This window comes from Aeromonas sp. S2(2024) (assembly GCF_041402505.1).
GTDB classification, from domain to species: domain Bacteria; phylum Pseudomonadota; class Gammaproteobacteria; order Enterobacterales; family Aeromonadaceae; genus Aeromonas; species Aeromonas media.
Genome location: NZ_JBGLRL010000017.1, coordinates 1 through 21,402, shown reverse-complemented (window position 1 = coordinate 21,402; position 21,402 = coordinate 1). Strand labels below are relative to the sequence as shown.

Genomic DNA, 21,402 nt, shown 5'->3' with positions numbered 1-21,402 from the left:
GCAGCCCGCAGGCTGCCCTTTTTGTCTGCTTTCGACCACCTCAATCGGCGGACTCTTCCCGCTCCAGCGCACGGTTGACCAAGGACTCAGGCAGGGGCTTGGTGACCTCGACTCCCAGCTCGCGAAAACGCTCGGCCTGGGCGATCAGGTTGCCACGGCCGTTGACCAGTCGCCCCATCGCCTTGTCGTAGCTCTCCTGCGCCTTGTGCAGGCTGCCCCCCATCTGCTGCATCTCCTCCACGAACAGCCGCAGCTTCTCGTAGAGGCGACTGGCCCGCTCCGCTATCTGGCGCGAGTTCTGGTTCTGCCGCTCGTAACGCCACAGGTTCTCTATGGTGCGCAGCGCCACCATCAGGTTGGTGGGGCTCACCAGCAGGATGTTGTGATCCAGCCCATAGCGCACCAGGGAGGGGTCCGCTTCGAGGGCGGTGAGGAAGGCAGGCTCCACCGCCACGAACATCAACACATAGTCCAGGGTGCGCACCCCGGGCAGTTGCTGGTAATCCTTGCGGCCCAGCTCGCGGATGTGGTTTCGCACCGAGGTGACGTGCTCCTTGAGCGCCACCGCCTTCTCAAGCTCGTCATCCGAGTTGTACCAGCGCTCATAGGCGGTCAGCGACACTTTGGCGTCTATGATGATGTCCTTGTCCTGGGGCAGGTGGACGATGACGTCCGGCTGATAGCGCTTGCCCTTGTCCACCTCGATGTTGACCTGGGTGTGATACTCGTGACCCTCCCGCAGGCCGCATTCGCTGAGGATCCGCGCCAGTACCACCTCCCCCCAGTTGCCCTGCTGCTTGCTGTCCCCCTTGAGCGCCCGGGTCAGGGCCGCCGCCTCTTCGGTCATGCGGGCGTTAAGCTCGGCGAGGCGCTCCAGCTCGAACTTGAGGCTGTGACGCTGGGCCGTCTCCTGGGCATGGGTCTCCCCCACCTGGCGACGAAAGCCCTCGAGCTGCTCTTTCAGCGGTGTCAGCAACAAATCCAGGCTGTTCTGGTTCAGTTCGCGGAAGTTACCTGAGTTTTGTTCGAAGATACGGTTGGCGAGGTTCTCGAATTGCTGGCTGAGGCGAGCCTCCGCCTGCTGCTGTAGTTGCAGCTTCTCGGCGCTGGCGATGCGCTCGCTGCGCAGGGTGGCTTCGGCATCCTTGAGGCGGGCGGTGAGCTTGAGCAGCAAGGCCTGCTGCTGCTCCAGCTTCTGCTGGCCCAGCATCTTCTCATCCTGCAGTTCGTCGAACCTGTCCTGCAGCGCCTGATGACGCTCCTCGGTCAGCAGGGTCTCCTCACGGGCTGCGCGACGCCCCGCCAGCCAGCCGAGGAGCAGGGCGAGCAGACCCGCCAGCAACGCAGGCAGCCAGGTCGTCATCGGGATCATCGCCGGCTCCGCTGACGCAGAAAGAGTTCGAGGTAACGGTTGAGCAGCAACCAGAACAGGACATAGATGAGATAGGCGGCCAGCACCACCCACTTGTGACTATTGACCCCGGTGTCGAGCTCGGCGAACTCGATCTCCTTGATGCGGCAGTAGGCCCACATCAGCAGGGGGAAGACATAGAGCAGAGAAGCACGCCACAGAAATAACCACATGAGTTCATCAGATCCCGCAAAAAGACTCGCCTAGCTTACACAAGGGCAACCCGGCTTGCGATCCTGGCCAGCGCTATTCTCTGGCTTGCTGGCGGAAAACTGGCTAAAATTAACCCCTAATAGGTATAGGGGTGGGCATGACTCATTTTTTCTGTCGCTGGCTGACGCACGCACTGGGGGGCTCCCGCAAACCGGACATGGTTTGCCACGAGGCGCGCCCGCCCTGGGCCATCGAAGAGTCGCAATTCCTCTCTCTCTGCCGCCGCTGCGGCGAGTGTTTCAAGGCCTGCCCCAACGGCCTGCTCAAGCCTGCCGACCAGCCCGAATATGCAGGCACCCCCATCGCCGGCACCCCTGTGCTGGATCTCGCCTGTGGCCAGTGCAGCTACTGTGGCAGCTGCGCCAGAGCCTGCCCCACCGGGGCGCTGGATCTGCGCCTCGGCCGCCAGGTGCAGACCCGAGTGCGGATCGAGGCGAGCTGTCAGGCCCGTAAAGGCTTCTACTGCCTGCTGTGCGAGGATGCCTGCCCCCAGCAGGCGATCAAGGCCAGCAGCGAGGGGGTGAGCGTCAACATGGCGGCCTGCGACGGTTGCGGTGCCTGCGGCCTCGCCTGCCTGCACGGCGCCATCACTCTGATCCCCCAGCTCTGACGGCTCCGGCATCCCGACGCCCCCACATCCGTCCCCAGCATGCATGCCAGACAGCAAAAAGGCCCCTCGGGGCCCTTTCACCGTCATGACCCTCAGGCCATGGTCAGGATATTATCCTGCTCTATCCCCAGCAGGTGGCACAGCCGGGTCGGATCCCGCACCGCATCCGCCAGGGTGTATTCCCCCAGCACTTCGAGGAAGGCGTTCATGGCGCGGCGCAAGATGCCCTGAATGCGGCAGCCGCCGGAGAGGCGGCAGTTCTCGCGCTTGCAGTCCACCGGGCAGAGCACGTGCTCCATGTCCATCACCACATCGCGCAGGTTGATGGAGACGGCGGAGCGGCCGAGACGGATGCCGCCATGCTTGCCACGAACCGTTTCGATGTACCCCTTGATGCCGAGCTGATGCACTATCTTGACCACGTGGTTGCGGGAGATGGCGAAGGTGTCGGCCACTTCCGTGATGGTCGACAGGCGATCACCGGGCTGGATCGCCAGAAACGTCAGGGTACGCAGGGCATAGTCGGTAAATCGTGTCAGTTGCATGGTCGCACTTGCCTCTTACTACAAGCCAGAAATCAGGACGACAGCCAGTGGCCAGAGAGGTGAGACTGCACGTGCGCCCGCACAGGTGTCGCTTCTTCAGCCGGGTCGTGGAGTGACAAGGTTAAGAGCAGCTCTGGCGGGTGTCGACGAAGATGTACATAAATCGACACTTTCTTTGATTGATCGCAAACTTGCCGGCTCGGGGCGGGGTTTTGGCCATTTCCGGCGGCTAAATTCCATTGGCAGGCACAGGGCTACAGTCCGGCGAACGGGACGGTTTGCGGCTGTCAGTGGGGATGCTTCAGCCAGGTTTTCAGGGCCTGGGAGGGGATGGAACTCTCGGAGGCGACCGCGAAGGCGCCCCAGTCCACCGCGCACTGCAGGGCATCCCTCATCGCCATGCCGCGGGCCAGACCGTGGATAAGGCCGCCGGCGAAGGCATCCCCCGCCCCCGTGGTGTCGACCACGGACACAGGCCGCGCCGCCACCCGCACCTGCTCCTCACCGTGGATGGCCACAGCCCCCGCCTTGCCCTCGGTCAGCACCAGCCATTCGAGCTGATCCCCTGCGAGTTGGCGGGCATGCTGCCAGGGGTCGCCCACCTCGGCGAGATCGGCGCGGGAGGCCACCAGCACGTGGCAGGGGCGGCGAGCCTGCCCGCCCTTGGGATACTGGGCCACCACGAAACTCTTGCCCAGCATCTGGCGCATGTAGCCGATGATGGCGGTGCCGGGGTAGTTCACATAGAGGCAGTCCACCCCCTCCAGCGGCAGATCGCCGGGCAGATCCGGGCGACGTGGCCGTCTCAGAATGGTGCGCTCCCCGGTGGAATCCACCAGCACCAGCAGCTCCCCCGTCTCGCCGCCGAAGCGCTCCACGTGGGAGCAGTCCAGCCCATGGCCCGCCGCCTGCTCCAGCAGCCAGTCGCCGGTCTCGTCCAGCCCGATGCGGGAGGCAATGATGACCTCGTGCCCCGCCCACACCAGCCCTATGCCGGTGTTGGCGGCACCGCCGCCGAGCCTGCGCCCCTGATCCACGTATTGCAGGCGCGCCCCGGCCACCAGGGGTTCGGCCAGGGAGAGCACATGATCACAGTTGAGATTGGCAAGCAGCAGGATGCGGGACATGGGGACCTCGGCAGGGCGGGCAGGATCCGGCACCCAGCGGCACCGGATCTGTCACGGAAGACGACTCAGTAGACGGGCAGCTCCACCCCGACCAGCAGTTCGTCGATGCGCGCCTGGGTCGGCTGCTGCATCACGTTCTGGATCATCTCCTTGGTAAGATGGGGGGAGAAGGAACTGATGAAGTCATACATGTAGTTCTGCAAGAGTATGCTCTTGCTGAAGCAGAGCTGGGCCGGGCAGGGCTCGAACAGGTGCTCCAGATTGATGGCCACCAGGCCGGGGGCATCGGTGTCGTTGGCCACCAGCGACGAGATGATGCCGATGCCAAAGCCCAGCTCCACGTAGCGCTTGATGACGCCCGCATCCATCACCGTCATGTAGTAGTTGGGGCTGAGGCCGGCCGCCTGGAACACCCGGTCCTGCACCTGACGCCCGGTGGCGCCACTCTCGTAGCTGAGGATGGGGTACTGGCAGAGCTGCTCCAGGGTCGGTTTCTTCACCTTGGCCAGGGGGTGATCCTGGGGCACCACCAGCGACAGGGTCCAGAGGTAGGCGGGCAGCGCGATCAGCTCCTTGTCGAAGCCTATCTCGTGGGCCACGATGGAAAAATCCGAGTAACCCTTGCTGATCTGCTCCTTGGTAGCCGACATCACGGGGTGCAGGTGGAACGAGATCTTGGGGTACTTCTTGGTGAAATAGGTGACGCTTTTCGGCAGCAGGTAGCGGGCTATGGTGTGGGTGGTGTGGATGTTGAGGGTGCCCACCGTCGGGTCCAGGTACTCCCGGGAGATGGCCTTGATCTTGCTCTCTATGTTGAGCATGGCCTCGGCACACTTGATGATCTCCTCCCCCACAGGGGTGATCCTGTGCAGGTGCTTGCCGCGACGCTCGAAGATGCGTACCCCCAGCTCGCTCTCCAGCAAGCCGATCTGCTTGCTCACCCCAGGCTGGCTGGTATAGAGCGCATCGGAAGCGACGGAGACGTTGAGATTGTGGTCCCGCACCGCGATCAGATACTTCAACTGCTGTAGTTTCAAGGTTGCACCCTCACAGGCTGGCGCGGCTGTCGTCAGATGGACAAGGCCGCCACAAATGGCGGCCAGTGTACCATCCGAACTCGGCATATCACCGCTTGATCCTTAATTTTGCTACAAAATCTAGCATCTGCAGGGTGGATATGACAAACGGACGCTCAGCGCACGGCAGGCCCGACCGGCAGCATGCCGAGGAACTGCAGCAGCCACTGCATCATGGTGGCCGAGTCCACTTCCCCCTCCAGGGAGGAGAGGCTGCTCTGGTAGTCCTCGTCGGGCAACCGATCCCGCCGCCGCTCGATCAGTGCCCGGTTGTACTCCACAGAAAACTCCGGATGACCCTGGATGGCGACTATGTGATCCCCCTGCAGGAACATGAAGTTCGGGCAGAAGTCGTTGCCCGCCAGCAGGGTCGCCCCCGGGGGCAACTGCTCCACCTGATCCTGGTGACTGGCCAGGATCCGTATGGTCTCGAGCCCCGGCTGCATCCAGGGTTTCGCCTCCTGCATGGGGTGAACCGAGACCCCCAGCCCCCAGCCCTTGGTGGATTTCACCACCTCTCCCCCCAGCGCCTGGGCGATCACCTGATGGCCGAAGCAGATGCCGGCCAGCTTGACGTTGGCATCGTGGGCCCGCCGGATCCAGTCGCGCAGCGCCAGGATCCAGGGGATGTCGCTGTAGGCATCGTGGCGCGAGCCTGTGATGAGCCAGGCATCGCACTCGTTCAAGTCGCTCGGCAGCTCGCCGTCGAGCGCCGACCAGACCCTGTATTCCAACGCCGGGGCCAGGGCCCGGAATCCCTTGATAAACATCTCGGAGTAAACGGGGCCAAAACTCCCAACCAAGTCGGGGTCCAGCCGGTCACAATCGAGAATTCCCAGTCGCATCTGTTACTCCTTCACAGGGATAGCGGGACACGCCGGCGGACTCCTTCCGCCGGGCCATGCCAGGGCTAGCTGCTGCATGTTGATCATTTCATGGTCGGCATGGAGAACTCGGCGCCGGCCCGCAAGCTCTGGGGCCAGCGCGCAGTCACCGTCTTCATCCGGGTATAGAAGCGTACCCCGTCCGGCCCGTGTATGTTGAGCGGCCCGAAGATGGATCGCTTCCAGCCACCGAAGCTGTGAAACGCCATGGGCACAGGGATGGGTACGTTCACCCCTACCATACCGACCTGAACCCTCGTGGTGAAGTCCCTTGCGGTATCCCCGTCGCAGGTAAAGATGGCGGTGCCGTTGCCGTACTCGTGTTCGTTGATGAGGCGCAGGGCCGTCTCGTAGTCCGGCGCCCGCACGATGGCGAGCACGGGGCCGAAGATCTCCTCCCGGTAGATACGCATCTCGGGGCCGACCCGGTCGAACAGGCTGCCCCCGATGAAGTAGCCCTCACCGTGGCTGACACCGCGACCATCGACCACCAGTTCGGCCCCCTCTGCCACCCCCTGATCCACGTAGCCGCGCACCTTGGCCAGGTGTTCGCGGCTGATGAGCGGCCCCATCTCGTTCTCCGGGCTCTGACCCAGACCGGGCCCGACCCGCAGCGCCGCCACCAGGGGCGAGAGTTTCGCGACCAGCGCATCTGCGGTGGCATCGCCGACCACCAGAGCCACCGAGATCGCCATGCAGCGCTCGCCGGCCGCGCCGTAGGCCGCTCCCATCAGGGCAGAGACCGCCTGATCGAGATCCGCATCCGGCATCACCAGCATGTGGTTCTTGGCACCGCCCAGGGCCTGCACCCGCTTGCCGTGGGCCGAGGCGGTGGCATAGATGTACTGGGCTATGGGGGTGGAGCCGACGAAAGACACCGCCTGTACCCGCGGGTCGGTCAGCAGCACATCCACCACCTCCTTGTCGCCGTTGACCACGTTAAGCACCCCGTCCGGCAGACCCGCCTGCTTGAGCAGTTCGGCCATGCGCAGGGCCAGAGAGGGATCCTTCTCGGACGGCTTGAGGATGAAGCTGTTGCCGCAAGCCAGCGCCACCGGGAACATCCAGAGCGGCACCATGGCCGGGAAGTTGAACGGCGTGATGCCGGCGCAGACCCCCACCGGCTGCATCATGGAGTGGCTGTCCACCCCCCGGCCCACGTTGAGGGAGTGCTCCCCCTTGAGCAGATGGGGAATGCCGCAGGCAAACTCCACCACCTCCAGCCCCCGGGTCAGTTCCCCCTGGGCGTCGGAGAACACCTTGCCGTGCTCGCGGCTGATGAGGCGGGCCAACTCGTCCCTGTGCTGCTCCATCAGCTCCTTGAAGCGGAACATCACCCGTGCCCGCACCAGCGGCGGGGTCTGGGACCAATCGGCGAAGGCGCGCTCGGCGCTGGCGATGGCATCGAGGCACTCGGCAGCGGTGGAGAGGGCCACAGTGCCCTGCTGCTGGCCGGTGGCCGGATCGAAGATGGCGCCGAAACGCTCGCTGCGGCTCTCTGTGGTTTCACCGTCGATGAAGTTGTCGATCCTGTAACTCATAAATCCTCCGTGATGGGTCATTCGCGTCATTCCTGCGCGCGGCCGTGGGCATCAGGCACAGGAAGAGGGCGCCCGACGGGCGCCATGCAATCGGGTGAAACGTTATTCCTGGGTCTGCAACACGTCCTGCAGCAGAGTGAAGAGGTCGTCAATCTGGCTGCGCTCGATGATGAGGGGGGGTGACAGGGCGATGATGTCGCCGGTCACCCGGATAAGTGCCCCCTTCTCGAAGCAGCGTACGAACACCTCGTAGGCCCGCTTGCCCGGCGCGTCTGGCAGGGATTCGAGCTCTATGCCCGCCACCAGACCGTAGTTGCGCACATCCTTCACATGCTTGCAGCCCCTGAGGGAATGGGCCGCCTCCTCCCAGTAGCCGGCCAGATCGGCGGCGCGAGTCAGCAGATTCTCGTTGCGGTAGATCTCGAGCGTCGCCAGACCCGCGGCGGCGGCCACAGGGTGACCGGAATAGGTGTATCCGTGGAACAGCTCGATGGCCCCCTTGCCTGCGGCCATCATGTCGTCATAGATGTGGTTCTGGACCAACACCGCGCCCATGGGAATGGCGCCGTTGGTGAGCCCCTTGGCGCAGGTGATAAGGTCGGGGATGACGTCGAACTCCTGGGCGGCAAAGGCGGAGCCCAGGCGACCGAAGCCTGTGATCACCTCGTCGAAGATCAGCAGGATGCCGTGTTTGGTGCAGATCTCCCTCAGCCGCTTGAGGTAGCCCTTTGGCGGCATGATGACGCCGGTGCTGCCGGCGATGGGTTCGACGATGACGGCCGCTATGTTGCTGGCATCATGGAGGAAGACGATCTTCTCCAGCTCGTCGGCCAGGGTGAGATCTTCCTCGGGCAAGCCCCTGGTGAAGGCATTTTTCCCTATGTTGAGGGTGTGGGGCAGGTGATCCACCCCCCCAAGCAGGGAGCCAAACCACTTGCGGTTGCCGGGAATGCCCCCCACCGAGATGCCGCCGAAGCCGACCCCGTGGTAACCGCGCTCACGACCGATCAGCCGGGTGCGGGTGCCCTGACCGCGGGCCCGCTGCCAGGCCAGCGCTATCTTGAGCGCCGTGTCGACAGATTCGGAGCCAGAGTTGGTATAGAAGACGTGGCCGAAACCCTTGGGGGCTATCTCCACCAGCCGGTTGGCCAGCTCGAACGGCAGAGGGTGTCCCATCTGGAATGTGGGGGCGAAATCGAGGTGGGAGATCTGCTGGGAGACCGCCTCGGCAATCTCGCGTCGACCATGGCCCGCGTTGCAACACCAGAGCCCGGCAGTGCCATCCAGTATCTTGCGGCCATCCTCTGAGTGATAATACATCCCCTCTGCCGACTTCAGGATGCGCGGCGCCGCCTTGAACTGCTGGTTGGCGGTGAAGGGCATCCAGAAGGCGGACATGTCGGGGGTATTGATGTCGCTAATCGGTTTCATGGTCACCTCATCCTTAAGGCGTTTAGTAACACTTGGCTGATGCCTATTAAATTAAACACCTGAGTTCCTAAAAAGGGGCGGTTTATCGCCCCTGCTTGGTGTCACCCCCTCGGGGTGGTATAAGATATTTAACACAATTTTAATAATAGTAAACAGTCAAGGAGTGTCTATCGATGGATATCGGTCACCGCCTCAAGGCGGTTCGCACCAAGGCGGCCCTCTCCCAGCGCGAGCTGGCCAAGCGCTCCGGTGTGACCAACGGTTTTATCTCCCAGATCGAGAAAAATCAGGTGAGCCCCTCGGTCGCGTCGCTGCGCAAGGTGCTGGAAGGCATCCCCATGTCGCTCGCCAGCTTCTTCACCGATGAGACGGAGATGGATTCCGAGGTGATCTTCCGCGCGGATGACATGCCAGATCTCGGCACCCACCCCATCAGTTACCGTCTGGTGGGCCACAGCCGCGCCAACCGCGCCATCGGCATGATGCAGGAGATACTGCCCCCGGGTGCCGACACCGGTGACGACATGCTGAGTCACGAAGGGGAAGAGTGCGGCATCGTCATCCGGGGTCAGGTAGAAGTCACCGTCGGCGAGCAGGTACATCTGCTGGCCCCAGGGGATGGCTACTACTTCGACAGCCGCACCCCGCACCGCTTCCGCAACGTGGGGGAGCAGGAGTGCGTGCTGATCTCTGCCAACACGCCGGCCAGCTTCTGATCCCCATGGGTGGCCAGGGCCGCTCGCTCCTCCACGAAGCGGCCCTGCAGCCTGGTTAAGGTCAGCCGCAGATCGGGGTCTGGACTCGGGCACGGAGCGGCAAGTGTTTAATGAATTGTTACAAGATGGATTTACAAGCGGCAGGATGTTTAGCATATTGATACGCGAAGACGTTTTTTGCCGGTTCAAGGAGTGAACATGAGTGACCTGACCCTGGCCCAGTGGCAACACAAGGCCGCCCATCTGACCCTGCCCTCGCAAGCCTTTATCGATGGCAATTACCGGGATGCCATCAACGGCGCCACCTTCGATTGCATCAACCCGGCCAACGGCCAGTTGCTGACCAAGGTGGCCTCCTGCGACGCCGCCGACGCCGAGCTGGCGGTGCAGGCCGCCCGCGCCGCCTTCGATGACAAGCGCTGGAGCGGGCTCTCCCCGAAACAGCGCAAACTGATCATGCAGCGCTTCGCCGAGTTGATGCGCCTCAACCAGGTGGAGCTGGCCCTGCTGGAGTCCCTGGACATGGGCAAACCCATCGGCGATGCCATGGGCTATGACGCCCCGGCCGCCGCCAACTGCATCGCCTGGAACGCCGAAGCCATCGACAAGATCTACGATCAGGTCGCCCCGGTGGAAGAGTCCGCCCTGGCCCTGGTGACCCGGGAGGCGCTCGGGGTTGTGGCGGCCATAGTGCCCTGGAACTTCCCGCTGGTGATGGCCTGCTGGAAGCTGGGCCCGGCGCTCGCCACCGGCAACTCCGTCATCCTCAAGCCCTCCGAGAAATCCCCCCTCACCGCCCTGCGCATCGCGGGTCTGGCCAAAGAGGCGGGCATCCCGGACGGCGTCTTCAACGTGCTGCCGGGCTTTGGCCACACAGTGGGCGAGGCGCTGGCCATGCACATGGACGTGGACTGCATCACCTTCACCGGTTCCACAAAAATCGGCAAGCATCTGGTACAGTGCTCCGGCAAGTCGAACCTCAAGCGCGCCTTTATGGAGTGTGGCGGCAAGAGCCCCAACATAGTACTGGCGGACGCGCCGGATCTGGACGCCGCCGCCAGGAGTGCCGTGGGCGCCATCTTCTACAACCAGGGCGAGGTGTGCACCGCTGCCTCCCGCCTGCTGGTGCAAAACAGCATCAAGCCGCAGTTCATGGAGCGCCTGCTGGCCCATGCCCGCGAGTGGATAGCCGCCAACCCGCTGGATCCCGCCACCCGCATCGGCGCCATGGTGGACGGCATCCAGATGGAGCAGGTGCTGAACTACATCGCCATCGGCCAGCAGGAGGGCGCCAAGCTGCTGCTGGGGGGCAAACGCACCCACACAGAGAGCGGCGGCTTCTATATCGAGCCCACCATCTTCGACGACGTAACCCCGCAGATGCGCATCTTCCGGGAGGAGATCTTCGGCCCTGTGCTGGCGGTGACCGGTTTCGACACCCTCGAAGAGGCCATCGCCCTCGGCAACGACACCGACTACGGCCTGGCGGCGGCGATCTGGACGGCGGATCTCAACAAGGCGGTCAAGGGCTCCCGCGCCCTGCGCGCCGGCACCGTGTTCGTCAACAACTGGGATGGGGGCGACATGACGATGCCGTTCGGCGGCTTCAAGCAGTCCGGCAACGGGCGCGACAAGTCATTGCACGCGCTGGAGAAATATACCGAGCTGAAAAGTACCTGGATCCAGCTCGATTAACGTCGAATATGACGAGATCAGGCAATAAAGGGGGAGAAATCCCCCTTTTTCATTTTTACCCTTTCCTCAACAGCCTCAATCGATATAATCATCAAATAGACAAGCCCTTAAATATAAAGATAAAAATGCTGTTTTTTCTGGGAAGTGTACTGTTTCTGGTGGTGGGCCTGCCGCTGCTCTTCTTCATGCTGGGCGAGGGTGAGGCCTATGTGACCTGGGGTCCCTGGATCTCCGCCATCGCACTCATGCTGTGGCTGCTCATGGATGTAGAGAAGATCCGTCGCGGCGGTCGGCGCTGAGTCGATTCCATGCTGTAAAAATCTCGCCAAACGGCATTTATTAACTTCTTTCCCCCCAAAAGGATGGCTACACTGCACTTTTGCGATGTTTTCCAACATCCGACTCTCCAGTGAAGGTTATCCGCATGCAGCAACAGATCCAGCGCCAGGGCATCATCTATGCCCTGTGCGCCTATACCCTTTGGGGCCTGGCACCCATCTACTTCAAGACCATTTCCGCCGTCCCGGCCGCCGAGATCCTGACCCACCGCATGATCTGGTCCTGCGCCCTGCTGATGGTGCTGACCCTGATCGGCCGCCAGTGGCACAAGGTGCAGACGGTGTTGCGCCAACCCAGGGTGCTGCTCACCCTGACCTTCACCTCGGTCACAGTCGGTGGCAACTGGCTGCTGTTCATCTGGGCCATCAACAACGGTCACATGCTGGATGCCAGCCTCGGCTACTACATCAACCCCCTGTTCAACGTGCTGCTCGGCATGGTGTTTCTGAGCGAGAAGCTACGCCGCCTGCAGTGGTGGGCGGTGGGACTGGCGGTGATAGGGGTTGCCGTCCAGCTCATCGCCTTCGGCTCCCTGCCCTGGATAGCCCTGGTGCTGGCCTCGAGCTTCGCCATCTATGGCCTGATCCGCAAGAAGCTGGCCCTGGATGCCCTCACCGGCCTGCTGATCGAGACCATGATAATGTTGCCGCCGGCCGCCATCTACCTCTGGGGATTCGCCGACAGTCCCACCAGCCACCTCACGCAAAACGACTGGCACCTGAACCTGCTGCTGATCGCCGCCGGGGCCGTCACCACGGCGCCCCTGCTCTGCTTCACCGCCGCCGCCACCCGGCTCAAGCTCTCCACCCTGGGCTTCTTCCAGTACATAGGCCCCAGCCTGATGTTCATCCTGGCGGTCACCCTCTACGGGGAGGCGCTGGCGCTGGACAAGATGATCACCTTCGGCTGCATCTGGAGCGCTCTGGTGCTGTTCAGCCTGGACGGATTGCGCAGCGGCAAGCGGCGTCAGGGGGCCGGTTGAGCAGCCGAATGCCCGGCCACTGCAATAATCTACAAGCCAGGAGTCGGCTTTCGGGTTATCAATAGGCCATGAGCGCCTCTCCATCCCGCATCCATTACTGGCAATCCCGGCTGCTGCCGGGAGTTGAACTCTCCCACTCCCATCACAGGGAGTTCAGCTATGGCCGCCACGTGCACCTGGACTACCACATAGGTCTGGTGCAGCAGGGCGGCCAGAAGTTCATCCACAAGGGCAGCAGCCACAACCTGGTGCGCGGCCAGCTCTCCACCGTCAACCCTGACGAGATGCACGACGGCCTCAGCCTGCTGCCGGAAGGGTACGAGGTACGGGTGTTCGCCATCGCCCCGGAGCAGCTGGCCCGCTGGCTGCCGGACAGCCCGGAGCCCTTCTTCGACCAGGGCTTGCAGCGCCGACCCGACCTCTATCAGGGCTTCGCCCGGCTGCACATGTATCTGGATCAACCCGAGCCCGATGCCCTGCTGGCGGAGAGCCAACTCTTGGCCCTGCTCGGCGAGCTGCTGCACCTGGCACCGGAGCGCCATGCCCTGGCGGATCCCCAGATAAGGTTCCTGCGCGACCATCTGCTGGGCCAGCTGGACGGGCACCACAGCCTGGAGGATCTGGCCGCCCTGTTCGGGCTGGATCGCTTCGCCTTCCTGCGTCAGTTCAAGAAAAAGACCGGCATGACCCCCTACGCCTGGCTCAAGCGGCTGCGTCTCGAGCGCGGCAAGCTCCTGCTCGCCCGTGGCCTGCCGGTGAGCGAGGTGGCGCTGGCGGTCGGTTTCTTCGATCAGAGCCACTTCCACCATGGTTTTCGCCAGGCGTTCGGGCTGACCCCGGCGGACTACCGTCAGCAGATGCTCCCCAGCTGACCAACCCCACTGCAATCTTTTACAAGCCAGACCCTGCCCCCATCCCCCATGCTGCTGCCTCATCTTTGTAGCGAGGTATGCCATGTTCACCAGCCTGTTTCTGACCATAGGTCTCATCCACCTGATCGCTCTGGCGAGCCCGGGCCCGGATTTCGCGCTCATCCTGCGCACCAGCCTGCACAGGCCCACGGCGCTCGGGGCCGCGCTTGGCATCGCCATTGCCATCCTGCTGCACGCCACCCTCAGCCTCACCGGCATCAGCCTGCTGATCGCGAGCCAACCCTGGCTGTTCCTGGCGGTGAAGGTGGTGGGTGCCCTCTATCTGGGCTGGCTCGGCTGGGGGGCTATCAAGGCGGCGCGCCGCGGCTCCGCCACCCAGGCACTGCGGGCTGGCGGTGAGTTGCAGGGCTGGAACCGGGGGCTCAGAGCCGGGATCGCCACCAACCTGCTCAACCCCAAGGCGCTGCTGTTCTTCATGGGGTTGCTGGCGGCCATGGTGACGCCCCAGGTGGATGGCCTGACCCGGGGCCTGCTGATCCTGGAGCTTTTCCTGCTCTCCCTGGCCTGGTTCGGGTTGCTGGCCTGGAGCCTCTCCACCGCCCGGGCCCAGCACCTGTTAAGCCGGGTGCAACGGCCCCTGAACCTGGTCACTGGGCTGCTGTTCGGCGCCGTCAGCCTCTCCATCCTGGTGGAGCTGGCCGGGGAGGCGAGCGCCTACATCTGAGCAGCAATGCAAGCCACACCCATCCCCGAGCGGGCCCAGCAGCGGCTCGGCCGAGTACAACGGCCTGCTGTTCGGTATCACCGGCCCAGTCTCTCCATCCTGGAAGAACTGGCCGGGTAGGCGAGCGCCTACATCTGAGCCATGCGGGCCAAGCCCGCCGTCAAGCGGGGTGGTATCGGACTCATTGTGGGATTAGGATGCACGCCTTCACCACAATAACGTTACGGATGTATCGGCATGACTCGACAATGGTCGCTCCCCATAGTGGCACTCGCGGGGGGAGCCTTGCTCTGGCTCGGCACCACCTTCGGCATGAAGTGGGCCCTGATGGCCCTGATCGGATTCGGCTTCGGCTTCACCCTCTCCTTCAGCCGCTTCGGCATCGTCTTCGGTTGGCGCGAGATGCTGACCAGGCGCAACAGCTACTACGTGCGGGTGCACCTGCTCACCATCGCCATCGAGATCCTGCTGTTCACCACCTTCCTCTCCTTCACTCACGCCCTCTTTGGCGATGCCATGGTGGGCAACGTCATGGCCATTGGCGTCCCCTTCATCGTCGGTGCCTTCCTGTTCGGCATCGGCATGCAACTGGCGGGGGTCTGCGCCACCGGCACCCTCTACTGCTGTGGCGAGGGGCAACCCCGTTTCTGGCTGGTGCTGGTCTGCTACGGCATAGGCACCCTCATCAGCAACCAGTTTCGTCCCGAGCTGGAGGCCAGCTTCTCCAGCCAGGTGGTGCTGGCCCGGGATCTGACCGGCAATCTCTGGAGCGGCATGCTGCTCAACCTGGCGCTGGTCGCCCTGCTCTTCCTGCTGTTTCGCAAGAGCGAACTCAATCGCACCGGTGAGGTGAAGCCCATCTTCAGCGGCAGCAACCTGTTCTGGCGCGATGGCCGCTTCACAGTGCTGACCGGCGGCATCCTTATCGCCCTGCTCAACTCTGCCGTGGTGGCCCTGCACGGTTCGGCCTGGACCATCACGGGCGCCGTCTATGACATGGCGCTATGCGGCGCCTCCCTGTTCGGCCTGTTCGAGGGTAACCCCAAGCTGGCCCAACCGCTGTTCATCAACCCCATGGTCGGCATGTTCTGGCTGGGGATCCTGGGGGCGGCGCTGGCCCGTTGCCTGAGCGGCGGCGGCAATCACACCCCGATCCGCATAGGCAACAGCCTGGCGGCCATCATAGGTGGTCTGTTGATGGGGATGGGGGCCATGTACAGCGCCTGCAACCTGGGCGGCTTCTTCGACGGCACGGCGTCGGGCAGCCTGCACGGCTGGGTCTGGATGCTGATGGCCCTGGCGGGCAGCATCATAGGCATACGTCTGCGGCCGCTGTTCAAACTCTGATGCAGTAACGGGATGGCGCGGTAGACGCCATCCCGTCAATCTCCCTCCCCTTTATCCCGCCAATTGCACCGCCAGACGCTGGACACGCCGCCCTGCTCACTCCCCCCGTTGCTTCACCTTGCGCAGGTAGAGATACCCCTCTCCCGGGCTGCCCCAGCGCTGGCGGGCGCCGTTGTCATAGGCCCTGTCCAGCAGCCTGACGCTGTTGGGGCCTATCCAGAGGTATTGCACCAGGGTAGTGGCGCCGCCAAAGTCGGTGGCACAGCTGCCGACCTTGCTGTGGCCCGCGTACTCTCCGCTGGCCTGGCGGGTCAGCCAGATCTCGCAGCCCTGGCGCAGGGAGAGTTGTTGCGGGGTGAGGGAGTCGAGCAGTTCGGGTTGACGCCAGGCGCCGGCAAAGTCGGTGGCCCTCGGCATGGTCAGCTCGGCCATCAGGATGCGGCCATCGGGCAGCGGGGTGAAACGGTAGATGCGCTGACGGAACGGGCGCACCGCCCGCTCGCTCAGGAACTGCTCGGCATAGACCCAGCGAAAGGGGCCTTCTCCGGGCCAGATCTCCACCAGACGCAGCTCGGCGCTGGTGAAACGCGGGTCGTAACCGGCCTGCTCCTGGCTGGAGAACTCGCCGGTGAACCAGGAGAGCAGCGGCTCCATCTTCCCCTGCACCGGCGACGAACTGGCCACGAAGGGAACGGGGTTGGCCCACACCAGGCAGGCGTAAAACAACCCCAGCAGGGCCACCATCAGCTTTGTCATCGAATCCTTCCGAGTCGCTTGCATGGCGGCGATTATATGAGCGAACGGCGACAATAACCTCAACCTTGATCAACTCCTTGCCAATACGCTGAAAAATCACTGTGTTAGCGAAGAAGTGCGACGCAGGACCGCGATCATGGCCACGGCAAGGCCAGAGCCCGAAACGTCCCCCTCCCCCTGTCACCTTACGCCGTTTGTCCCCGCTGAGAACGCTCCGCTGTGCCAGACTTGACGGTGGCTGACTGGCGCATCGGGTCTCCTTGATCTTGCCCTGGGCCGCTTCCATGCTCATGTCTCAACGTGCATCCAGAGAACCCCCTATGAACTCACCCCGTTTTTCCCCCATAGATCCCATCTCCCGCTACTCGGAGATCCTGTTCGGCCTGCTGATGGTGCTCACCTTCACCGGTTGCTTCAATGCGTTCGAGGCGGGGCGCGCCGAGGTCAGGGATCTGCTGATCGCCGGCATCGGCTGCAACATCGCCTGGGGCATTATCGATGCCATCGTCTACCTCATCACCACCCTGACCGAGCGGGGCCGAGCCCTGCGGTTGTTGCAACAGTTGCGCCTGCTGACACCCGGTGATGAGAGGGGTATAACGGCACTGCGAGACGCCCTGCCCGGCCCGCTGGCGGCGATCTGCCGCGACCCTGAGCTCAGGGACTGGCAGGTGCGTCTGCAGCAACACCCCGAACTGGGCCAGGGGGGCATCTGGCGCTGGAATGACCTGCTCAACAGCCTGGGGGTCTTCTTCATGGTGTTCCTCTCCACCTTCCCCGTGCTGCTGCCCTTCTTCTTCATGCAGGATCCCGTTCCGGCCCTGCGCCTCTCACACACCATCGCCCTGCTGATGCTGATGGGAATTGGCTACGGGCTGGCCCGCTATGCCGGTTCACCACGCCCTTGGCTTATCGGCGTGATCTTCGCAGTCGCGGGCGTCGCCATCGTACTGCTCACCATCGCCCTGGGCGGTTGAGGAGACGCGCGGCGGGAGGCTTGCCCCTTGTTCCCCATCCGGCCAGCGGCCAACTTCGGCATGGGCGACTATTCTTGCTGCGGACCAACCGAGGAGGAGCCCCTCATGACGACAGGAATTGTGACCCTGCACCGCGTACTCAAGGCCCCGCCGATGCGGGTGTACAGAGCCTTTATCGAGGCGGACGCCCTGGCCAAGTGGCTGCCGCCCCATGGCTTCACCTGCCGGGTAGAGCAGCTGGAGGCCCGCGTCGGCGGCACCTTCAGGATGGCGTTCTTCAATTTCGGCAACGGCCACAGCCATGCCTTCGGCGGCGAGTATCTCGAGCTGGAACCGGGCAAGCGCATCCGCTATACGGATCGCTTCGACGACCCCAATCTGCCGGGGGAGATGCACGTCACCATCACCCTCACCCAGGTGCTGTGCGGCACCGATCTCGCCATCGAACAGGCAGGGATCCCGGCAGCCATCCCGGTCGAGATGTGCTACCTCGGCTGGCAGGAGTCCCTGACCCAGCTCGCCGCCCTGGTCGAACCCGAGATCCCGAACGAATAACCCGGCACCATCCCGGGGATGCCGGGCCCGCGAAAAAGCAAAGAGCCTGCCGGATGGCAGGCTCTTTTCATGTGCAATGCCCAGCACTCATTGCAGGTTCAGGCCACCCAGGTAATCCCGCTTGCCCAGATCCACCCCGGCCTGGCGCAGCAGGGCATAGGTCATGGTCAGGTGGAAGTAGAAGTTCGGAATGCCGTATTCATGGACGCAGGTGTGGCCGTCCATCCCCTTGCCACCGGCCCAGTAGGGGTAGTAGTGACCGCTTGCATACTGGCTGAAATCGGCGTCCAGCTTGCTCTGCAGATAGACGATGGTCTTGGCCACGTGGGCGCGCAGATCCGCCATGGTTTTGGGATCATCCCCCAGCACCGGCGGCTCGCTCAGGCTGGCGGTGGCGACCACGGCGCGAGCGCTATCACAGCAGATCAGCACCTGCTTGGCCAGCGGCAGCATGTCGACGATGAGGCGCTCATTGAAGAAGTTGTCCACATTGAATTTCTTCGCCTCGGCGTGGGCCTCGGCCTTGGCCAGACACTGGTCCAGGTTGGTCAGCATCTTGATGAACTGGGCGGCGATATCACGATTCATAATGCACTCTCGGTTGGTTGAAGGCGGTAAAACGAGCGGCTCCACTATAGCGCATCCCCCTTGCAGTTCGAGCCCGGAGAGATGAAAAGCGGGGGCCCCCTCCCCGCCCTGCGACAGGCAGTGGCGGCCTCGGCGAGGCACCCGTTGCCAGCGCACCCGGGCTGCCCGCCACCCCGAGTCCCTCTTTCCCCTTTTTTTGATCTGTGACAGGCATCTCGTTTTTCGATGGGCGTAGTCTGGAGCCCGTTGCCCCGGCACGGGCCGGGGCGCCAATCCCACAAGGAGAATGCCATGAAGATCTACGATCGAAACCGCAATGTGCTGACCCTGGGCCAACGGGTGATGATTGCCGCCACCGGTGCGGTCGACACCCTGAAGGAGGCGCACACCGACAACCTGACCCCCTATGAGGCGGAGCATGAGAAGTGCGTGCTGCTGGCGAACAACCAGGAGCGTTACGCCCCCATCGAGTTGATTAGACTAGGCTGATCCCGCTTTCCGTCACCCTACTCTTTACAATTCACCCGGCCGCCGCGCTCTGTCTGTGGCCGGGTTTCTGACTCCCATCTGTTTCTTCGAGATGTGCTCGCGTCATCTCCCCGTTATCTGGCGTCGATGGCTTATCCAACAGAGTGGAGGCCCCAGCTTCCCCGCTCCCCAAGATGTCGCCCGCCACCGGACGGCACGAGTCACTTGCATAATAGAAGTAAGGGTCGTATGGTTACTTCCATTATGCAAGTAACCTGATGGCACAACATGCGCAAGAAGAGTCTGAGTGAACAGCAGTGCCCCATCGCCCGCAGCCTGGATCACGTCGGCGAATGGTGGAGTCTGCTGATTATCCGCGATGCCATGCATGGCCTGTCGCGCTTCGATGAATTTCAAAAGAGCCTTGGCATCTCCCCCAACATACTGACCCGACGCCTGACCGCCCTGGTCGAGGGGGGCCTGATGGAGAAGCGGCTCTACTCCGAGCGCCCCCCTCGCTATCAATATGCACTCACCCCCCGCGGCCAGGATCTCAGCGCCGTGCTGATCGCGCTGCTCACCTGGGGCAACAACCACCTGGCGCCCGAGGGGGCCAGCATCCAGCTGAGAGATGCCCAGACGGGCGAACTGGTCGAGCCCATGCTGGTGGACAAGCGCACGGGTCAGGAGATTTCACCCTCGCGCCACACCCTGGTGCCGGGACCGGCCGCCAGTGACGGCATGAAGCAGCGTCTGTGCCATGCCAATGGCGTGATGAGCGGCGATAACCCTTCAAAACAGGAATCAGAATCATGAGCTCAACTCGCATCGTGGTGACAGGAATGGGAGCGGTGACTCCGCTTGGATATGGGGTGGAAACAGTGTGGCAGCGGCTGCTGGCGGGCCAGTCCGGCTTGCGCCGCCTGCCGGAGGCCTTCACCGAAGGGCTGGCCGCCAAGGTGGGCGCCATGGTGCCCTCCCTGACAGAAGATCCCCTGGCCGGGTTTGATCCTGATGCTGTGGTCCCGAGTAAGGAGCAGAAGAAGATGGATCGCTTCATCCTCTTTGCCATTGCCGCGGCCAAGGAGGCCCTGCTGCAGGCCAACTGGGTCCCCAGGACGGCGGCTGAGCAGGAGCGCACCGCCACCATCATCGCCTCGGGCATCGGCGGCTTCCCCGCCATCGTCGATGCGGTGCGCACCACGGATGAACGGGGACCGCGCCGCCTGTCCCCGTTCACCATCCCCTCCTTCCTGGTCAACATGGCGGCGGGCCATGTCTCCATCAACTTCGGCTTCAAAGGGCCGCTCGGGGCACCGGTCACGGCCTGCGCCGCAGGGGTGCAGGCCATTGGCGACGCCGCCCGCCTCATTCGCTGCGGTGAGGCCGACATCGCCATCTGTGGCGGGGCCGAAGCCACCATTGACCGCGTCAGTCTGGGCGGGTTTGCCGCTGCTCGCGCGCTGTCCTCAGCCTATGCCGATGACCCCGAAGCGGCCTCCCGCCCCTTCGATGTCGACCGCGATGGGTTTGTCATGGGCGAAGGGGCCGGGATCCTGGTGATTGAATCCCTGGAACACGCCCTGGCCCGGGGCGCCACCCCCATAGTGGAGCTGGTGGGCTATGGCACCAGTGCCGACGCCTATCACCTCACCGCCGGTCCCGAAGATGGCGACGGCGCACGCCGCGCCATGATGGCGGCCCTGGCTCAGGCCGGCATTCAGGCGGCGGATGTCCAGCACCTCAATGCCCATGCCACCTCGACCCCGGTGGGTGACAGGGGGGAGCTCGCCGCCATCAAGCGCGTATTTGGTGACAACAACCAGATAGCGGTGACCTCCACCAAGTCCGCCACCGGCCATCTGCTGGGGGCCGCCGGGGGGATAGAGGCCATCTTCACCGCCCTGGCCATTCGCGACCAGAGAGTGCCTGCCACCCGCAACCTGCAGCAACCCGACCCGTTCGCCGACGGCGTGGACATAGTGCGGGGCACGGCCCGTGACATGGGGATCGAGCACGCCATCTCCAATGGGTTTGGCTTTGGCGGTGTGAATGCCAGCGTGCTGTTCAAGCGCTGGCGGGGGGCCTGATCTCGCCGGTGACTGGGCAGTTTGCCGTTGACTGACCTGTCGGCGAACGCCTCGCCGACACTCTTCATCTTGGGACACCCACCTTTTTGAGCTCGACCGCCAACCACTGCGACACGCACAACAAGATGGGTGTCCCAGATTTCCTGTTCAAAAAGATGGGAGACCCGGACTTCCGCCTCCCAGATCTCCTGCCATAAAAAGACCCAAACTGAAGGGCTCAGTCTGGGTCAGGTTGCGAGTCAGTTGACTAGCAGAGGGTCATCATTTGCTGCTGATATCGTCCAGGATCAGCAGCTCAGGATCCACGCCACCGACACTGTCAGACAGGGCCGCGGCTGTCAGCACCTGTAGTGGTCAACTAAATCCGGACACTTGGTTAGGCCGATCCTCGGCTTTTGCTGGCGCGATCCCGTCATTGTGTTGATGTGGACGCCGCCAGTTGTAGTAATCCATCA

Annotated in this window: 23 protein-coding genes; 13 read left to right on the top strand and 10 right to left on the bottom strand. The window is 63.3% G+C overall.

All coding sequences use genetic code 11. The annotated features are described in order from the left end of the window. Positions 1–40 precede the first annotated feature (40 nt). Positions 41–1,372, bottom strand: coding sequence for a DNA recombination protein RmuC (gene rmuC / locus ACB039_RS15920; protein ID WP_371166021.1), 1,332 nt, complete (start codon positions 1,370–1,372; stop codon positions 41–43). Continuing rightward, positions 1,369–1,584, bottom strand: a complete 216-nt coding sequence (locus ACB039_RS15915) for a hypothetical protein (protein WP_005326182.1) — start codon at positions 1,582–1,584, stop codon at positions 1,369–1,371. Before ACB039_RS15915 ends, rmuC begins: the two co-directional genes overlap by 4 nt. A 137-nt stretch (positions 1,585–1,721) precedes the next feature. On the opposite strand from ACB039_RS15915, the gene ACB039_RS15910 reads away from it, so the two are divergent. Then, complete coding sequence (locus ACB039_RS15910; RefSeq protein WP_041206661.1) at positions 1,722–2,234, top strand: ferredoxin-type protein NapF; 513 nt, start codon at positions 1,722–1,724, stop codon at positions 2,232–2,234. A 92-nt stretch (positions 2,235–2,326) separates the two neighbouring features. Here ACB039_RS15910 and ACB039_RS15905 read toward each other — a convergent pair whose 3' ends face one another. The 6 genes from ACB039_RS15905 to ACB039_RS15880 form a co-directional block, all read right to left on the bottom strand. After that, positions 2,327–2,779 carry an Rrf2 family transcriptional regulator gene (locus ACB039_RS15905; protein ID WP_005326180.1) on the bottom strand — a complete coding sequence of 151 codons (453 nt, stop codon included), beginning with the start codon at positions 2,777–2,779 and terminating at the stop codon, positions 2,327–2,329. 287 nt (positions 2,780–3,066) lie between these two features. Beyond that, on the bottom strand, positions 3,067–3,906 hold the full coding sequence (locus tag ACB039_RS15900) for a PfkB family carbohydrate kinase (protein ID WP_139437620.1): 840 nt from the start codon (positions 3,904–3,906) through the stop codon (positions 3,067–3,069). 65 nt (positions 3,907–3,971) lie between these two features. Beyond that, positions 3,972–4,943 (bottom strand): LysR substrate-binding domain-containing protein, encoded by a 972-nt coding sequence (locus tag ACB039_RS15895; RefSeq protein WP_005326177.1) that lies wholly within the window; start codon positions 4,941–4,943, stop codon positions 3,972–3,974. 155 nt (positions 4,944–5,098) lie between these two features. Continuing rightward, positions 5,099–5,827 (bottom strand): glutamine amidotransferase, encoded by a 729-nt coding sequence (locus ACB039_RS15890; RefSeq protein ID WP_371166020.1) that lies wholly within the window; start codon positions 5,825–5,827, stop codon positions 5,099–5,101. Positions 5,828–5,910: 83 nt separating this feature from the next. Next, positions 5,911–7,407: a CoA-acylating methylmalonate-semialdehyde dehydrogenase gene (locus tag ACB039_RS15885; RefSeq protein WP_371166019.1), complete on the bottom strand. Its 1,497-nt coding sequence runs from the start codon at positions 7,405–7,407 to the stop codon at positions 5,911–5,913. A 102-nt stretch (positions 7,408–7,509) separates the two neighbouring features. Then, entirely contained in the window at positions 7,510–8,838 is a 1,329-nt protein-coding gene (locus ACB039_RS15880; protein ID WP_042650124.1) for an aspartate aminotransferase family protein, read from the bottom strand. Positions 8,839–9,011: 173 nt separating this feature from the next. On the opposite strand from ACB039_RS15880, the gene ACB039_RS15875 reads away from it, so the two are divergent. From ACB039_RS15875 to ACB039_RS15845, 7 genes are all read left to right on the top strand, one after another. After that, positions 9,012–9,554, top strand: coding sequence for a cupin domain-containing protein (locus ACB039_RS15875; protein WP_161506759.1), 543 nt, complete (start codon positions 9,012–9,014; stop codon positions 9,552–9,554). A 198-nt stretch (positions 9,555–9,752) separates the two neighbouring features. Then, positions 9,753–11,249 carry an aldehyde dehydrogenase gene (locus tag ACB039_RS15870; RefSeq protein WP_371166018.1) on the top strand — a complete coding sequence of 499 codons (1,497 nt, stop codon included), beginning with the start codon at positions 9,753–9,755 and terminating at the stop codon, positions 11,247–11,249. Between the two features lie 125 nt (positions 11,250–11,374). Beyond that, complete coding sequence (locus tag ACB039_RS15865; RefSeq protein ID WP_163138165.1) at positions 11,375–11,548, top strand: hypothetical protein; 174 nt, start codon at positions 11,375–11,377, stop codon at positions 11,546–11,548. 125 nt (positions 11,549–11,673) lie between these two features. Continuing rightward, positions 11,674–12,570 carry an EamA family transporter RarD gene (rarD, locus tag ACB039_RS15860; protein WP_371166017.1) on the top strand — a complete coding sequence of 299 codons (897 nt, stop codon included), beginning with the start codon at positions 11,674–11,676 and terminating at the stop codon, positions 12,568–12,570. Positions 12,571–12,638: 68 nt separating this feature from the next. Then, positions 12,639–13,442 (top strand): AraC family transcriptional regulator, encoded by an 804-nt coding sequence (locus tag ACB039_RS15855; protein WP_042650129.1) that lies wholly within the window; start codon positions 12,639–12,641, stop codon positions 13,440–13,442. A gap of 82 nt (positions 13,443–13,524) precedes the next feature. After that, positions 13,525–14,166, top strand: coding sequence for a LysE family translocator (locus ACB039_RS15850; RefSeq protein WP_171273017.1), 642 nt, complete (start codon positions 13,525–13,527; stop codon positions 14,164–14,166). Positions 14,167–14,403: 237 nt separating this feature from the next. After that, positions 14,404–15,513, top strand: coding sequence for a YeeE/YedE thiosulfate transporter family protein (locus tag ACB039_RS15845; protein ID WP_371166016.1), 1,110 nt, complete (start codon positions 14,404–14,406; stop codon positions 15,511–15,513). 96 nt (positions 15,514–15,609) lie between these two features. On the opposite strand, the gene ACB039_RS15840 is transcribed toward ACB039_RS15845, so the two are convergent. Continuing rightward, positions 15,610–16,269 carry a chromophore lyase CpcT/CpeT gene (locus ACB039_RS15840; protein ID WP_171273016.1) on the bottom strand — a complete coding sequence of 220 codons (660 nt, stop codon included), beginning with the start codon at positions 16,267–16,269 and terminating at the stop codon, positions 15,610–15,612. 320 nt (positions 16,270–16,589) lie between these two features. Here ACB039_RS15840 and ACB039_RS15835 point away from each other — a divergent pair, with 320 nt between their 5' ends. Continuing rightward, on the top strand, positions 16,590–17,246 hold the full coding sequence (locus tag ACB039_RS15835; protein ID WP_042650131.1) for a VIT1/CCC1 transporter family protein: 657 nt from the start codon (positions 16,590–16,592) through the stop codon (positions 17,244–17,246). A gap of 105 nt (positions 17,247–17,351) precedes the next feature. After that, positions 17,352–17,801, top strand: a complete 450-nt coding sequence (locus tag ACB039_RS15830) for an SRPBCC family protein (protein ID WP_041206647.1) — start codon at positions 17,352–17,354, stop codon at positions 17,799–17,801. Between the two features lie 87 nt (positions 17,802–17,888). Here ACB039_RS15830 and ACB039_RS15825 read toward each other — a convergent pair whose 3' ends face one another. Further along, positions 17,889–18,389, bottom strand: coding sequence for a DUF1993 domain-containing protein (locus ACB039_RS15825; protein ID WP_043132239.1), 501 nt, complete (start codon positions 18,387–18,389; stop codon positions 17,889–17,891). A 291-nt stretch (positions 18,390–18,680) separates the two neighbouring features. On the opposite strand from ACB039_RS15825, the gene ydfZ reads away from it, so the two are divergent. From ydfZ to fabF, 3 genes are all read left to right on the top strand, one after another. Continuing rightward, the gene (ydfZ, locus tag ACB039_RS15820; protein WP_371166015.1) at positions 18,681–18,878 is read left to right on the top strand and encodes a putative selenium delivery protein YdfZ; all 198 of its coding nucleotides are present in this window, start codon (positions 18,681–18,683) and stop codon (positions 18,876–18,878) included. A gap of 267 nt (positions 18,879–19,145) precedes the next feature. Further along, the gene (locus ACB039_RS15815) at positions 19,146–19,673 is read left to right on the top strand and encodes a helix-turn-helix domain-containing protein (protein ID WP_171273014.1); all 528 of its coding nucleotides are present in this window, start codon (positions 19,146–19,148) and stop codon (positions 19,671–19,673) included. Next, positions 19,670–20,947: a beta-ketoacyl-ACP synthase II gene (fabF, locus tag ACB039_RS15810; protein ID WP_371166014.1), complete on the top strand. Its 1,278-nt coding sequence runs from the start codon at positions 19,670–19,672 to the stop codon at positions 20,945–20,947. Before ACB039_RS15815 ends, fabF begins: the two co-directional genes overlap by 4 nt. Positions 20,948–21,402 lie beyond the last annotated feature (455 nt).